Annotated in this window: 17 protein-coding genes; 9 read left to right on the top strand and 8 right to left on the bottom strand. The window is 73.0% G+C overall.

Features of this window, described 5'->3' with window-relative positions:
• The first annotated feature begins 31 nt into the window (after positions 1 to 31).
• Complete coding sequence (locus Srubr_RS11245; RefSeq protein WP_189991212.1) at positions 32 to 511, top strand: Lrp/AsnC family transcriptional regulator; 480 nt, start codon at positions 32 to 34, stop codon at positions 509 to 511.
• Positions 512 to 581: 70 nt separating this feature from the next.
• Here the strand turns inward: Srubr_RS11245 and Srubr_RS11240 are convergent, their stop codons facing one another.
• Complete coding sequence (locus Srubr_RS11240) at positions 582 to 1,166, bottom strand: TetR/AcrR family transcriptional regulator (RefSeq protein ID WP_189991210.1); 585 nt, start codon at positions 1,164 to 1,166, stop codon at positions 582 to 584.
• Between the two features lie 90 nt (positions 1,167 to 1,256).
• On the opposite strand from Srubr_RS11240, the gene Srubr_RS11235 reads away from it, so the two are divergent.
• From Srubr_RS11235 to Srubr_RS11225, 3 genes are all read left to right on the top strand, one after another.
• Positions 1,257 to 1,730, top strand: coding sequence for a nuclear transport factor 2 family protein (locus tag Srubr_RS11235; RefSeq protein WP_189991208.1), 474 nt, complete (start codon positions 1,257 to 1,259; stop codon positions 1,728 to 1,730).
• Positions 1,727 to 2,575: an NAD(P)H-binding protein gene (locus Srubr_RS11230; RefSeq protein WP_189991206.1), complete on the top strand. Its 849-nt coding sequence runs from the start codon at positions 1,727 to 1,729 to the stop codon at positions 2,573 to 2,575. The genes Srubr_RS11235 and Srubr_RS11230 overlap by 4 nt, the downstream gene beginning before the upstream one ends.
• A 97-nt stretch (positions 2,576 to 2,672) precedes the next feature.
• Positions 2,673 to 3,371, top strand: coding sequence for a response regulator (locus Srubr_RS11225; RefSeq protein WP_189991204.1), 699 nt, complete (start codon positions 2,673 to 2,675; stop codon positions 3,369 to 3,371).
• A 20-nt stretch (positions 3,372 to 3,391) separates the two neighbouring features.
• On the opposite strand, the gene Srubr_RS11220 is transcribed toward Srubr_RS11225, so the two are convergent.
• Complete coding sequence (locus tag Srubr_RS11220) at positions 3,392 to 3,802, bottom strand: pyridoxamine 5'-phosphate oxidase family protein (RefSeq protein WP_189991202.1); 411 nt, start codon at positions 3,800 to 3,802, stop codon at positions 3,392 to 3,394.
• Positions 3,803 to 3,983: 181 nt separating this feature from the next.
• Here Srubr_RS11220 and Srubr_RS11215 point away from each other — a divergent pair, with 181 nt between their 5' ends.
• The gene (locus tag Srubr_RS11215) at positions 3,984 to 5,708 is read left to right on the top strand and encodes a sensor histidine kinase (protein WP_189991200.1); all 1,725 of its coding nucleotides are present in this window, start codon (positions 3,984 to 3,986) and stop codon (positions 5,706 to 5,708) included.
• 193 nt (positions 5,709 to 5,901) lie between these two features.
• Positions 5,902 to 6,570, top strand: a complete 669-nt coding sequence (locus tag Srubr_RS11210) for a helix-turn-helix domain-containing protein (RefSeq protein ID WP_189991198.1) — start codon at positions 5,902 to 5,904, stop codon at positions 6,568 to 6,570.
• A gap of 22 nt (positions 6,571 to 6,592) precedes the next feature.
• On the opposite strand, the gene Srubr_RS11205 is transcribed toward Srubr_RS11210, so the two are convergent.
• From Srubr_RS11205 to Srubr_RS11190, 4 genes are all read right to left on the bottom strand, one after another.
• On the bottom strand, positions 6,593 to 7,045 hold the full coding sequence (locus Srubr_RS11205; protein WP_189991196.1) for a universal stress protein: 453 nt from the start codon (positions 7,043 to 7,045) through the stop codon (positions 6,593 to 6,595).
• A 135-nt stretch (positions 7,046 to 7,180) separates the two neighbouring features.
• Positions 7,181 to 7,639, bottom strand: coding sequence for a cyclic nucleotide-binding domain-containing protein (locus Srubr_RS11200; RefSeq protein ID WP_189991194.1), 459 nt, complete (start codon positions 7,637 to 7,639; stop codon positions 7,181 to 7,183).
• Between the two features lie 135 nt (positions 7,640 to 7,774).
• Entirely contained in the window at positions 7,775 to 8,407 is a 633-nt protein-coding gene (locus Srubr_RS11195) for a DinB family protein (RefSeq protein ID WP_189991192.1), read from the bottom strand.
• Between the two features lie 120 nt (positions 8,408 to 8,527).
• Positions 8,528 to 8,794 carry a hypothetical protein gene (locus Srubr_RS11190; protein WP_229926509.1) on the bottom strand — a complete coding sequence of 89 codons (267 nt, stop codon included), beginning with the start codon at positions 8,792 to 8,794 and terminating at the stop codon, positions 8,528 to 8,530.
• A gap of 295 nt (positions 8,795 to 9,089) precedes the next feature.
• Between Srubr_RS11190 and Srubr_RS11185 the strand changes: the two genes are divergently transcribed.
• Positions 9,090 to 9,476 (top strand): VOC family protein, encoded by a 387-nt coding sequence (locus tag Srubr_RS11185; RefSeq protein WP_189991188.1) that lies wholly within the window; start codon positions 9,090 to 9,092, stop codon positions 9,474 to 9,476.
• Between the two features lie 236 nt (positions 9,477 to 9,712).
• Here Srubr_RS11185 and Srubr_RS11180 read toward each other — a convergent pair whose 3' ends face one another.
• Complete coding sequence (locus tag Srubr_RS11180; protein WP_189991187.1) at positions 9,713 to 10,399, bottom strand: response regulator transcription factor; 687 nt, start codon at positions 10,397 to 10,399, stop codon at positions 9,713 to 9,715.
• Positions 10,396 to 11,589, bottom strand: coding sequence for a sensor histidine kinase (locus Srubr_RS11175; RefSeq protein ID WP_229926508.1), 1,194 nt, complete (start codon positions 11,587 to 11,589; stop codon positions 10,396 to 10,398). The genes Srubr_RS11180 and Srubr_RS11175 overlap by 4 nt, the downstream gene beginning before the upstream one ends.
• A 130-nt stretch (positions 11,590 to 11,719) precedes the next feature.
• Here Srubr_RS11175 and Srubr_RS11170 point away from each other — a divergent pair, with 130 nt between their 5' ends.
• Positions 11,720 to 12,676: an SDR family NAD(P)-dependent oxidoreductase gene (locus Srubr_RS11170; protein WP_189991184.1), complete on the top strand. Its 957-nt coding sequence runs from the start codon at positions 11,720 to 11,722 to the stop codon at positions 12,674 to 12,676.
• Positions 12,677 to 12,966: 290 nt separating this feature from the next.
• A complete protein-coding gene (locus Srubr_RS11165) occupies positions 12,967 to 13,974 on the top strand; it encodes a 2-hydroxyacid dehydrogenase (protein WP_189991835.1) in 1,008 nt (335 codons plus the stop codon).

Below are 13,974 nucleotides of genomic sequence, written 5' to 3'. Positions count from 1 at the left end.
CCTATTCGGGGCGCGGGGAAAAATGGCGGCCATGGACTCCATTGATTCGGCGATCCTCGGCCATCTGCAGCGCGATGCACGGCTCACCAACCGGGAGTTGGCCCGCAAGGTCGGCATCGCCCCGTCCACCTGTCTGGAGCGGGTCCGGTCGCTGCGGGCCCGCGGGGTGATCACCGGCTACCACGCGGCCGTGCAGCCACGTCTGTTGGGCCGTTCGCTCCAGGCCCTGGTCTTCGCCCGGCTGCGCCCGCTGAGCCGGGACGTGATCTCCGGTTTCGAGGCGTACCTGGCCGAACTGCCGGAGGTGGTCTCGGTGTTCGTGGTCTCCGGCGACGACGACTTCGTGGTGCACGTGGCGGTGCCGGACATCGAGCGGCTGCACGCCTTCCTCATGGACCGCTTCAGCGCTCGCCGGGAGGTGGTGAGCTTTCGCAGTTCCGTGATCTACCAGCAGACGAGCAGCCGCGTACTGAGCCCCATGGACGGCACCGAACGCAGTGAGGGGAGGTGACCGGGGCGGATGCCTGACGCCACGTCAAATACCGTCGGGTCACCCGTAGAACCGTCGCCCTCCGGTCGCGTCAGTCGTCGGCGCCCAGTGTCCGGGCCGCGAACTCCGCCAGCCGTGACCGCATCTCCTCGCGGGACAGCCCGCTTGCGTCGGCCAGGTGGGCGACGAGGTCGGCGCGGGTGGCGGCGAGCAGGGCGTGGGCGGTGAAATCGGCGTCGGCCTCACCCGGCACCTGCTCCAGCAGTTCCTTCAGCAGGGCGTGCCATCGCTCGTAGTGGTCCGTGCGGTACGGGCTGGCGTCGCCGGTCTGTTCCAGGGCCAGCGCGAGGTGGCGGTTGTCGAGCTTGAAGCACAGCACGGCGTCGAGCAGGGCGAGCACCCTCCGGCGCGGCGGGCTCCCCGGGCCGAGCGGCGGCGGGCCCTCCTCCGCGCTCGCGCGGACGGGTTCCAGCCGTGCCTCGTACAGCGCCCGGAGCAGCCCGGTGCGATCGCCGAAGGCGCGGAAGAGCGTCCCCTTGCCGACGCCGGCCGCCGCCGCGATGTCGGCCATGGTGACGTCGTCCGGGTGCTCGCACCGGGCGAACAGCGTGTCGGCGGCGGCGAGGACGGCCGCGCGGTTGCGGGCGGCGTCCTTGCGCGGTCTGCGGTCGGCCATGGGCCCCTCCTCTGTTGCGATCCGGACCAGCGGTCCGTATCTTCAATGAAGCGGACCGACGGTCCGTATCGTACTGGAACGGAGACAGCCATGCCCGTGACCACCCGAGCCACCGCCTCCCCGGCCGACCTGTACCGCCACAGCCTGCGCCTGCTCCTCGACAAGGACATCCCCGGCTGGATCGGGCTGTGGGCCGAGGACGGCGTGATGGAGTTCCCCTTCGCCCCGCCGGGCCGGCCCCGCCGGCTGACCGGCCGGGACGCCATCGCCGCCTACATGCGCCACTACCCCGACCACATCGACCTCCACGACTTCCCCGAGGTGCGGATCCACCAGACCACCGAGCCGGACACCATCGTGGTCGAGATGCGCGGGGTGGGACGGATCGTGGAGAGCGGCGACCCGTACGACATGACCTACATCGCCGTCGTCACCGTCCGGGACGGCCGGTTCACCTCCTACCGGGACTACTGGAACCCCCTCGCCCTCCAGGCACCCGGTCTCGACTTCAACAGGTCCGTCCAGACGCCCGGCTCCGACTCCCGCGGGAGCGACGCCCGATGACGAACCCCGGCACCACCCTGGTCATCGGCGCCACCGGCACCACCGGCGGCCGGACGGCCGCGCGGCTGACCGCCGCCGGACACCGCGTGCGGGCCGCGAGCCGCCGGGCCACCCCGGTCCCGGGGGCGCGACCGGTCCGCTTCGACTGGTACGACCCCGGCACCTTCGACGGCGCCCTCGACGGAGCCGACCGCGTCTACCTCGTCCCGCCCCTGGGCGACCCGGACCCGGCCGCGGTCATGCTGCCCTTCCTCCGGCGGGCCCGGGCCGCCGGCGTCCGCCGCGCCGTGCTGCTCGGCTCCTCGGCCATCCCCGCGGACGGGCCGGGAGTGGGCGCCGTGCACCGGGCCCTGCCCGAGCTGTTCGACCAGTGGGCCGTACTGCGCCCCTCCTGGTTCATGCAGAACTTCACCGGCACCCACATGCACGCCCGGAGCATCCGGGAGCACGGCGTGATCCACACCGCAGCCGGGAGCGGCCGGGTCGGGTTCGTCGACGCCGACGACATCGCCGCCGTCGCCGTCCACGCCCTGACCGACGACCGCGCACCCGACACCGACCTCGTCCTCACCGGTCCGCAGGCGCTCGGCTACGACGACATCGCCGCCGTCGTCACCGAGGTCACCGGCCGTCCCGTGACCCACCGGCCGCTGACGTACGAGCGGATGCGGGACCGGCTGGCCGAGGAACTGCCCATGGAATTCGCCGAGATGCTGGCCGGCATGGACCGTGCCGTCGCCGCGGGCGCCGAGGACCGCACCACCGACACCGTACAGCGCCTCACCGGCCGCCCGCCGCACAGCTTCCGGGAGGTCGCGGAACGCGAGCTGACCCGGGGAGGATGAGCGGGGCCCGCGCCGAAAGGGCCGGACGGCCCTGTTCCCCGGTCCCGGAAGGGACCAGGATCGGCGTGGAGAACCGAGTAAGTGACAGGGAGTTACCATGGCGGAGCGCGCGCAGACCGGACCCGGCAACCCGATCCGGGTCTTCCTCCTCGACGACCACGAGGTGGTCCGGCGCGGGGTGCGCGACCTGCTGGACGACGAGCCGGACATCACGGTGGCCGGCGAGGCGTCCACCGTCGCACAGGCCCTGGCGCGCGTCCCCGCCCTGCGCCCCGACGTGGCCGTCCTCGACGTCCGGCTGCCGGACGGCGACGGGGTGACCGTCTGCCGGGAACTGCGCTCGCAGCTGCCGGAGCTGGCCTGCCTGATGCTGACCTCGTTCGACGACGAGGAGGCGCTGCTGGACTCGATCATGGCGGGTGCGTCCGGGTACGTCCTCAAGCAGATCCGGGGTTCGGACTTGGTCTCCGCCGTGCGCACGGTGGCCGGCGGGCAGTCGCTGCTGGACCCCAGCGCCACCACCCGGCTCCTGAGCAGACTGCGGGACGGGCGGGAGGAGGAGGCCGAGCCGGACGACCTGCCCGGACTGACCGAGCGGGAACGGGAGATCCTGGCGCTCATCGGGGAGGGGCTCACCAACCGTCAGATCGGCCGGCGGCTGTTCCTGGCCGAGAAGACGGTGAAGAACCACATCTCGCGCCTGCTCGCCAAGCTCGGGGTCGAACGCCGTGTCCAGGCGGCCGTCATCGCGACCCAGGTCCGCAGCCGCCCGCGCGCCGCCGGCCACCGGTCGTGAGCCGGGCGGCGCCCGGCCGGTCACATCCCCGACAGCCGGCGGCCGGTGACCAGGTCCGGCGCGATGCGTACGAACACCCCGTCCGGCAGGGGCATCCAGGACTCCGGGCCGCGCCGCGCGAGGCGCGCCCGCTCGGCCGGGTCCGTCACCAGGGCGGCCCGGCCGGTGACGACCACACTCCAGCCGCTGCGGGCCGCCGCGTCGAACTCGTCGGCCTCGAAGGCGACCACGGCGCCGTCGACCGCGCGCACCAGGTCCGAGCCCGCCGACGTCCGCAGCACCACGGAGGAGTCCGCGTCCAGACGGAAGTTGACCGGCAGCACGGCCGGCAGCGCCCGCCGGGTGTACACGATGCGGCCGACCGGCACCCGGCCCAGCAGGCGCAGGCAGGCCTGTCTGCCGAGCGCGTGGAAGTCGACGTCGTGAAGCACCAGGCCATCGTGGACCCGGGCGATGACAAGGGGTAGGGCCGATAGGCCCTGCCCGCGCGCCCGGAAACCGCTGCCGAGGGGCCTGCCGCCCGACCCCGTGCCACGCCCGCCCGCCCCGGCCGCTACCGTGATCCCGGACGAGGCGGCCGCGCGCGGGGCGAGGGTTCGGGGAGGAACGGCGGTGGAGAGCTCCGAGGGCACGGGTGCGGCAGGCGTCGTACGGCTGCCGCAGCTGAGACTGGACGAGCTGCTGGGGGAGTTGCAGGCCCGCCTGGACGCCGCCCGCGGCACCCAGAACAAGGTGCACACCCTGCTGGAGGCCGTGGTCTCCGTCGGCCGCGAGCTGGACCTGGAGCAGGTGCTGCGCGGCATCGTGGAGGCGGCGGCGGTCCTGGTCGACGCCGAGTACGCGGCGCTCGGCGTGATCGGCACCGGCGGCACACGGCTCTCGGCGTTCGTCACCTACGGCGTCGACGCGGCGGACATCGCCCGCATCGGCCCGTACCCGGAGGGCCACGGCATCCTCGGCGAACTGATCCGGCACCCGGAGCCGCTGCGGCTCGGCAAACTCTCCGAGCACCCGGCGTCGTACGGCTTCCCGCCCAACCATCCGCCGATGAACACCTTCCTCGGCGTACCCATCCGCGCACGCGACCGGGTCTTCGGCAACCTCTACCTCACCGAGAAACGCGGCGGGCTGCGGTTCGACGAGGACGACGAGTCGCTGCTGTCCGCGCTGGCCGTGGCGGCGGGCGTGGCGATCGACAACGCCCGGCTGTACGAGGAGTCCCGGCTGCGGGAACGCTGGCTCGCGGCCACCGCGGAGGTCAGCAGCAGCCTCATGTCCGGCGCGGCCCAGTCCGAGGTGCTGGCGCTGATCGCCGAGCGGGCGCGCGACATCAGCGGCTCGGCGCTCGCCGCCGTGGCGACCCCCGTGCAGGACGCCGACGCGCTCGCGGTGGAGCTGGCCATCGGCCCGCAGGCCGACGCCCACCGCGGCCTCGTGCTGCCCGTGGAGGGCACCCTCACCGGCCGGGCCTTCGCCCTGGGCGCCCCCGTGACCAGCCCGGACGTGGCACGTGACGAGCGGGTCACGGCGGGCCCGCCGCGGTTCGCCGGACTCGGCCCGGCCGTCGCCGTCCCGATCGGCCGGGAGGACCGGGTCCGGGGCGTGGTCCTGCTGGCCCGCGAGACGGGCGCGGCGGACTTCTCCGACAAGGAGACGGAGCTGCTGACGGGATTCGCCGCGCAGGCCGCCGTCGCCATGGAACTCGCCGAACGCCGCCGGGACGCCGAGCAGATCGCACTGCTGGAGGACCGCGACCGGATCGCCCGGGACCTGCACGACCTGGCCATCCAGCGGCTGTTCGCCACGGGCATGACGCTGCAGAGCGCGGACCGGTTCATCCAGCACCCCCAGGCCGCCGAGCGAGTGCGGCGAGCCGTGGACGACCTCGACGAGACCATCAAGATCATCAGGTCCGCGATCTTCGGCCTGCGCGCCGACGACCGCGACGAGACACCCGGGCTGCGCGCCCGGGCGGTGCGGGTGGCCGGCGAGGCGACACCGGTGCTGGGATTCGCGCCCAGCGTCCGGATGGAGGGACTGCTCGACACCCACGTGCCCAGGGAGACCGCCGACCACGTCGTGGCCGTCCTGTCCGAGTCCCTCGCCAACATCGCCCGGCACGCCCACGCCGACCGCGCCGACGTGGCCCTGGAGACCGACGGCACCGAGGTACGGCTCACGGTCACCGACAACGGCGTCGGCATCCCGCCCGGGGGCCGCCGCAGCGGCCTGCGCAACATGGCGGAACGTGCCCGGAACCTCGGCGGGGACCTGGAACTCGGCTGCCCCGAAGGCGGGGGAACCCGGCTGGTCTGGCGCGCGCCCCTGCGGCGGTAGCGCCCCGGCGGTGTGCGACCGGGGCCCGCTGCCGGACGTCGGCCGTCGTCGGGAATCACCCGAGCGGAGCAGCGCGGGGGCCGAACGGCCGTAGCCCGCCGGGGCCGGGGACCGTTTGACCGGGCCCGGCCCGGCGACATCGGTCATGGTGGACATACGGGGCGACGGCCCGCAGCCCGAGGAATGAGGAACCATGGCCGAAGAGAGACCACCGGGACGGCTGCCGCAGGGCGACCTCGGGCGCCGCATCGAACAGCGCCGCAGGGAACTGGGCCTCACCGTGGAGGACCTGGCGTTCCGGGCGGCCATGGCCCCGGCCTACATCGAGCACCTGGAGCAGCACAGCACCGCCGCACCGGAAGCCGGTACGCTGCTCCGGCTGGCCGGGGCCCTGCGCACCAGCGTCACGGAGCTCGGCGGCGGACACGCCGACCTGCCGTCCGGCCTCGGGCAGGCCGCCCGGACGCCCCGCTTCACCGAGCTGGGCGAGGAGGACTGCCGTCGGCTGCTGTCGACGCACGGCGTGGGAAGGATCGCGGTGTCCACCGAGGCCGCCCCGGTCGTCGTACCCGTCAACTACAGCGTCATCGACGACGCCATCGTCTTCAGGACGCAGGCCGGGACGGTCTCCCTCCAAGGGCTCGACCGGGAGGTGGCCTTCGAGGTCGACCGCGTGGACGACGCGCTCAGCCAGGGCTGGAGCGTCGTCGTGCACGGCACCGCCGAACAGGTGACCGACCCCGACGCCGTACGTCATCTCGCCGAGCGCGCCTACAGCGCGCCCTGGGCCGGCGGGGAACGCGACGTGTGGGTGCGGATCGGGATGAGCGCGCTGACCGGCCGCCGTATCGACACCTGGTAGCCGACGGCACCTGGCGGCCGGATCAGCGCCGCCGGTCCTGGTCCTCCCGGACGACGACGACCGGGCAGGCCGCGTGCTGGGCGCAGCGCAGGCTTACGGAGCCCAGGAACGCGCGGGCGAAGCCGCCCCGCCCCCGGCGGCCCACGACGAGGATCTCCGCCCCCTCCGAGGCCGCGATCAGCACGTCCGAGGGGTCGCCCTCCACCAGGATCTCGCGCATACCGGCGGGCCGTTCGTCGGGGAAGACCGCCCGCATCTCCTCCGCGAACCGCTCCTGCGCCTGCTCCAGGTCGAACTCGGGGTCGATCGCGGGCCCGGTCCAGCCGATGGCCGACGGGGTGTCCCAGGCGTACACGGCCTCCACGAAGCCGCCGACCATCTCCGCGTACCGCGCCGCCCAGCGCAGCGCCGCGTACGACGTCGGGGAGCCGTCCACACCCGCGACCACGCGGGCCTTCGGTTCAGGGGGTTGCATGGCCACCTCACCAGCGAGTCGTTGTCGGTACTCTCCACGCTGCCCGGGACGACGCGACTGTGCCAGCCGGGAAGTCACCTCCACCGAGTGGCGGCGAGCACGGGGAGTGAGCACCCGCCGCACGGCGCCGCGCGGTCAGAGGAGGCTTCCGCTGCCGTAGGGGGCGTACAGGTCGAGCAGCCGGACGCGGGAGGCGAGCAGCCGCTCGACGAGCACCCGGCCCACCCAGACCGCGATCGCACGGCCGAACTCCGGGTCCTGGGCGCACATGGCCCGGACCGTCCCGCCGTCGAACTCCCACGCGCGCACCGGAGTGACCGCCTCGGCGCCCAGGCGCCAGAGGTACGGCGGGTGGTACCAGGACCAGCCGACCAGTTCGCCGTGGCCCAGCGAGGCGACGACGGCGGGCCGCCGGCCGGGCACGCGGAGGTCGAGGGCGACCGTGCCGGTGCGGACGATCCACAGCCGGTCGGCGCGCCGGCCCTCCTCGAACAGCCGGGTCCCGGCGTCGAAGGACACCTCACCGGCTGCCCGCATCAGCCGTGCGCGGTGCTCGGCGGGGAGTGCCGCGTTCATGGTGGTGGCGGAGGTCATCACACCGGCTCCCTTCGTGTGGTCTGCCTCCAGCCTGGGCCGTTTCCGCCCTTGCCACCACGGGCCGCCCGGCCCGCCCCCGGGGCCCTTCGGCCCCCTCGCGCCCGCCCCCCTGCCGACGACGGTCCGGGGTCCTCAGCGGCCGTCGGGCTGCGCGCGGGCGTGATAGAGGTCGCGCAGCAGGGCGATCTCGGCTCCGTGGTGCAGCAGTTCCTGGTTCACCCACCACACGATGTCGAGGAACGGCTCTTCCGGATCGCCGCCGTGCGGATAGGTGCAGTACCCGACCGTGTCGAGCGCGGTGTCGTCGGCGCCGAGCAGCGCCTTCCGCCAGGCCTCCGCCCCGCTGCCGAAGGCGGTCGTCGCGGTCGCCGCGTCCCCGCTGATCCGGTAGTCGTCCCGGGTCAGCCGCCGGCCGCCGGCGGTGTGGTCGGCGCGCAGCGTCAGCATCTCGCTGAGGTGGCTCAGGCGCCACGCGATCGTGGTGAAGGGCGGCGGCCAGGGGTGCGGGTAGGCGGCGGCGTCGCGCCCCCAGTCGCCCGCGCCCGTCAGGGACGTGGCGCGCGGCCCCGGCCCGCCCTCGCGCCGCCGTACCGACCAGCAGCCCGGCACCGGCTCCCAGAAGTACTCGTCGTCCGTCAGCGGACCGACCGGGGTGTCCGTTCCGTCGCCGCTGTCCACGACGGGCCCTGTCATACGGTCGGCGAGACGCCTGTACGCGAAGTCGAACTGCTCCAGCAGCGGCAGCAGGCGGGACGGCACCGTCATCGGAGGCTCCTGTGTCGAAACCGGTTCGGGACGGTCCGCCAGACTGGCACAGCCGCGGCCGGAGCCGCGCCAGGTTTTCCCGCGCGGCTCCGGCCACGGCTGGTGTCCCCCCGGCCGTTCCTACCGCGGCGCGCGCCGGCAGGCATCCAAAGCGATCACCGCGGGGACGTACTCCCGCCGCAACTGTGTGTAACAGGACCGGATGGCCTCCTCGGTGCCCTGGGCTCCGGTGAGACAGGCTCGTTCGACCACCTCGGGGTTCGCCTGGGGGTGCTGCTCCAACACCGCGTAGAAGCAGGATTGCGGGGATGCGTGGGCGGCCGGGGCGGCGGCGACGGCGCCGCCGAGAGCGAGGACGAGACCGCTGAGGGCAGCAGCGAGACGCATGGGGACCATGGTTCCTTTCGGGCTGGCGCGACACACGTTGGTCACGATGGGTAGTTGATCCAGTGGGGAGAGTGCCCGCGCGTGTTCACGGTGATGCGGCGGGAGGAGGGGCGCGGAGGGTGAGGAACGGGCGCGCGGGGAGCGCGAACCGGGGGCGGGGCGCACGGCCGCGGTCCGCGCCCGCAGGGACTCGGGGATTCGGCAGGATGAGGGTGCGCGCGGCATGCCCCTGCGTGACCCGCGTTCATGGCGGACGATGGCCCCAAGGCCACGTCGTCCCATCGGAGAGACCTCCATGAGAATCCACCTGACCAACGTCTTCGTCGACGACCAGGACAAGGCCCTGCGCTTCTATACCGAGGTGCTGGGCTTCGTGAGGAAACACGACGTTCCGCTGGGCGAGGACCGCTGGCTGACCGTGGTCTCGCCGGAAGACCCCCACGGCACCGAACTCCTGCTGGAGCCCTCCGGTCATCCGGCGGTGCGGCCGTACAAGACCGCGCTGGTCCAGGACGGCATCCCGGCCGCCTCGTTCGCCGTGGACGACGTACGGGCCGAGTTCGACCGGCTGCGCCGGCTGGGCGTGCGGTTCACCCAGGAGCCGCTGGAGACGGGCACGGTCACCACGGCCGTCCTGGACGACACCTGCGGCAACCTGATCCAGCTCGTCCACACCACCTGAGCGTTCCGGCGGCGGACCAAGCGGGCGAGCCAGAGGCAGAAGAAACGCAGGGAGGCGGCCCATCCTTCGTCGTTCCCCGGCATCCCGGCATCCCGGACCCGGCCCCGTTGCCCGTCTTCGTCTCCGACGCCGGCGGCAAGGCCGCGGCAGAGCGACCGGGCCGGCAACGGGCAACCCGGCGAGTGGTCGGAACAGATCGGTGGACACTGCGGACAGTCGGGCCGTGCTGTGCCGGTTCAGCGTGGCGGCTCATGCGCGGCGGGGGCGGACCGGTCCGGAGTGACGCCCGCGAGGACGGCCAGAACGGCGAGACGGATGCGGTTGTCCCGGCCCGTCTTCGCCATCAGGTTCGCCACATGCGTCTTCACCGTCGTGACCCCGAGATGCAGCCGGTCGGCGATCTCCTTGTTGGACAGGCCCGCGCCGAGCAGACCGAGTACCTCCCGCTCGCGCGGGGTGATGGCCGGCACCGGTGGGGCTTTGGGGGTGTCGGAGGAGGAACGGGCGCGGAGAGCGTGGGAGACGAGGCGGCCGAGAACGTTCCGGCTGAAGGGGGCTTCTCCGTCGGCGGCCCGGCGTACGGCGTCCAGAAGTTCGGTCGGCGGGGTGTCCTTGACGAGGAAACCGCAGGCTCCGGCCACGAGCACCGGGTACAGATGGTCGTCGTCGTCGAACGTGGTGAGGGCCACGACGCGGGTGGCCGGGCGCGCGGCGAGGATGCGGCGGGTGGCCGTGATGCCGTCCATCCCGGGCATCCTCAGATCCATGAGGACGACATCGGGAGCGAGGCGTTCAGCCAGTCGTACCGCCTCCGCTCCGTTGTCCGCCTCGCCCTGGATCTCGATGTCCTGGGCCTGCTCGAAGAGCATGCGCAGCCCCATGCGGACCAGTTGCTGGTCGTCGACGATCAGGAGCCGGATCACAGCAGCGGCTCCACGCCGGTGGCGGTGACGGGCAGTTCGGCCGTGAGCCGCCAGCCCCGGGCAGCCGGGCCCGCGTCCAGCCGGCCGCCGAGCAGATCCACGCGTTCACGCATGCCGATCAGGCCGTGTCCGGACGGGCCCGGGACCGGTGGCCGCGTTCTTCCGGCCCCGTCGTCGCGGATCGTCACCTGTACGGCGTCATCGGCCAACCGAACGGTCAGCTCCGCGTGTGCGCCGGGTCCGCCGTGCTTGGCGGCGTTGGCCAAGCCTTCCTGTGCCAGTCGGAGGACCGCGAGGCCACATACCGCGTCGAGCCGCGCGACACGGGGGTCCACGGAAGCGGATACGGTCAGGCCGGACTGTCGGCTGTGCTCCACCACCGACTCCAGTGCCGCCGGCAGCGCCCCGGGCACGATCAGGGAACCGGTGTCGGGACCGGCACCGTCCGGGGTGCGCAGTACGGCCACCAGGCGCCGCAGATCGGTCAGTGCCGCGCCGGCGCTGGAGTGCAGGTCGTCGAGGACTTCGGTGATCCGCGGGTCGGTGGTGCTGGTGGCGGCGACGACATGCCGGGCGACACCGACGCGCAGCACCATGGAGGAGACGTGGTGGGCCACGAGGTCGTGCAACTCGCGCGCGATGGTGGTGCGCTCCGCGGCGCGGGCGGCCAGCAGCTGTTGTCCGGCGCGAAGTCGCTGCTGTTCCGCGTGCTGACGGGCATGCGCCGCGGCGTCGCGGGTCACGCGCACGTACGCGCCCAGGAGCAGTGGCAGTCCTGCGACAACGCCCATCTTGTAGAGCACCTCCAAAAGCTCGCCGGGCAGGTCGTCGAGACGGTTCACGGCGACGGCGACCGCCAGTGCCGTCGTCCCGGCGGCCAGACGGCGCCCGGGCTGCCGAACGGCCAGCTCGAAGAGGGTGACGGCGGCCAGCACCTTCACCGCGGAAACGGTGCTCGCGCCCAGCGTGTGGGCGACGACGAGCAGCACCGACTGCGCCAGGAGCGCGCCGAACGCCCACTTGCCCGCGGCCAGGCACAGCACAACTCCGGCTGCGGCAAGGCTCCAGTCCTGTGCTCCGGACGGCCGCTGCAACAGCAGCAAGTCGCCGATCAGCGCGCCGGCGAGTGCGAAGGCGCGTATGACGGCGTACCTGCTGTCGAACGCAAGCTCGATCCAAGATCGGTTCACCCGGCCCACGATAGGCGGACGTCCGGCTCCCGGGGTCCTGCCGTGGGAGGAGGGCGTCTCCTCCCACCGGCCGTGAGGTACGGCCGCGGGAGGGAGCCGTGCGCCTGGACGGGCTGCCACTGTGCTCGTCATGGATACGCATGCGAACACGAACCCGACTGCCGGCACGAGTGCGGGTTCCGCGGCCACGGGGCGGCGGACCCTCCTCGGCGGTGCTGCCGCCCTGGGCCTGGCCGGCGCGGCCTTCGGCACTACCGCCCACGCGGCCGGCGCCCCGTCCAGGTCCCAGGCCGGCCGCTTCCCGGGCAAGTCGGTGCTCATCACGGGCGCCACCTCCGGTATCGGCAGGGCGGCGGCGATGGCGTTCGCCGCAGAGGGTGCCCATGTCGGATTCTGTGGGAGGAGAGCCGCGTTGGGGCGCCAGGTGGAACGGGAGATCCGGGCCTCGGGCGGCGAAGCCACGTACTTCCAGGCCGACGTCCGGAAAGCCGCCCAGGTACAGCGCTTCGTGGACCGGGTCGCGAGCCGTTACGGCGGCATCGACGTGGCCTTCAACAACGCCGGCATCGGTGGCGGCAGACTTCCCCACGAGATGAGCGTCGAGGAATGGGACGACGTCCAGGCCACCAACGCCCGAGGCGTGTTCCTCGCGATCAAGTACGAGATCCCGCACATGCTCAGGGCACAGCGCGGCGTCATCATCTGCACCTCGTCGTCAGCGGCCGAACAGGCGCGGCCGAACGGCGCCGCCTACACCGCGAGCAAGCGGGCGGTACAGGGCATCGTGAAGTCCGCGGCGCTCGCTTACGGACCCAGGGGAATCAGAATCAACGCCCTGCTGCCCGGTACCACCGACACCCCCTTCGTCCGCCCGCCGGGCATCCCGGACGCGGACTGGGCCCTGTACAAGCAGGCGTGGGGGCCGCTCAACGTCGACGGTCTCGAACGGATGGCCGACGCGGAAGAGATCGCGCGCGCGGTGCTCGGGCTCGCGTCCGACGACTTCCCGTACATGACGGGCGCGTCGGTCACCGTGGACGGCGGAAGCACCGCGGGCCGCGACATGACCCAGCCGAGCGGTATCTGAGGGCGCACCCCCGGCCCTGGGGATGATTCACCGACTTGGCCGAGGCGGCCCGGCAGGGGGGCGGCACAACAGCCACGGCGCCCCTGCCGGAACGTGCGCCTGCCGAAGACCGACGCCGCCCGCGCCGCATACGACAGCCGGGCCGACACCCCGGACGCCCAGCCCCCGCTCGGCTTCCGGGAGCGGGAACCCGAGGGTGCCAGGGCCACCCGGGCGCCAGGCGCGTGCCGCTGGAGCCCGTCCCGGGGTGTCGCGGCCTACGGTGGGAAGACCCGATGGGAGGAGTGCACGTGGAGATCGTGGCGTACGGCGTTCTCTCCGATGAGGAACCCCTGCTCAGGGCCGCGTTCGACAAGGCGTTCCACGGGCGGCACGAGCTGCGCTGCCTGCGGCTGTTCCTGGACCGGGACACCGTTCCGACGGCCGCCGGCCACGAGATCGTGCTCAGCGGCGTCAACGACACCCTGGACGCAGGCGTGCTGCGCACCCTGGCCGCGGGCGGCACCCGGATGATCGCCCAACGGTCCACCGGCTACAACAACATCGACCTCACCACCGCCGGGGAACTCGGCGTCACGGTCGCCCGCGTCTCGTACTACTCGCCGTACTCTGTCGCCGAGTTCGCCTGGACCCTGGCCCTGGCGGTCAACCGCCGGATCGTCCGCGCCGCGCACCGCACCCGCGAGTTCGACTTCCGGCTCGACGGACTGATGGGCCGCGACCTGCGCGGCCGGACGGCCGGTGTGGTGGGCACCGGAAAGATCGGGTCCGCGTTCGCCGCGATCGCCCACGGGTTCGGGATGCGGCTGCTCGGCTGGGACATCACGGAGAATCCCGACTGCCTCGCCCTCGGCATGAAGTACGTGCCACGCGAGCGGCTCTTCGCCGAGGCCGACCTGGTCAGCCTGCACGTGCCGCTGCTCCCGGAGACCCATCACCTCGTCGACGCCGGCACGCTGGGCCTGATGAAGGACGACGCCATCCTGGTCAACTCCAGCCGGGGCGGCCTGGTGGACACCGACGCCCTGCTGGCGACGCTGCGCGCCGGACGGCTGACCGGGGTCGGCCTCGACGTGTACGAGGAGGAGGCCGGCGTCTTCTTCCTGGACAAGTCGCTGGAGGTGATGACCGACGAACGCCTGGCCCGGCTGATGACCTTCGGCAACGTCCTGCTGACCTCGCACCAGGCGTACTTCACCGAGGACGCCGTCGGTCAGATCGTCCGTACCACCGTGTCCAACGTCGAGGACTACCTCGCCGGCCGCCGCGGCGACAACACACTCGTCGCCGCGACATGA

The sequence above is a fragment of the Streptomyces rubradiris genome (assembly GCF_016860525.1).
Classification (GTDB): Bacteria; Actinomycetota; Actinomycetes; order Streptomycetales; family Streptomycetaceae; genus Streptomyces; species Streptomyces rubradiris.
Note: the sequence above shows the minus strand (reverse complement) of the source record. Positions and strands in the feature narration are given on the sequence as shown.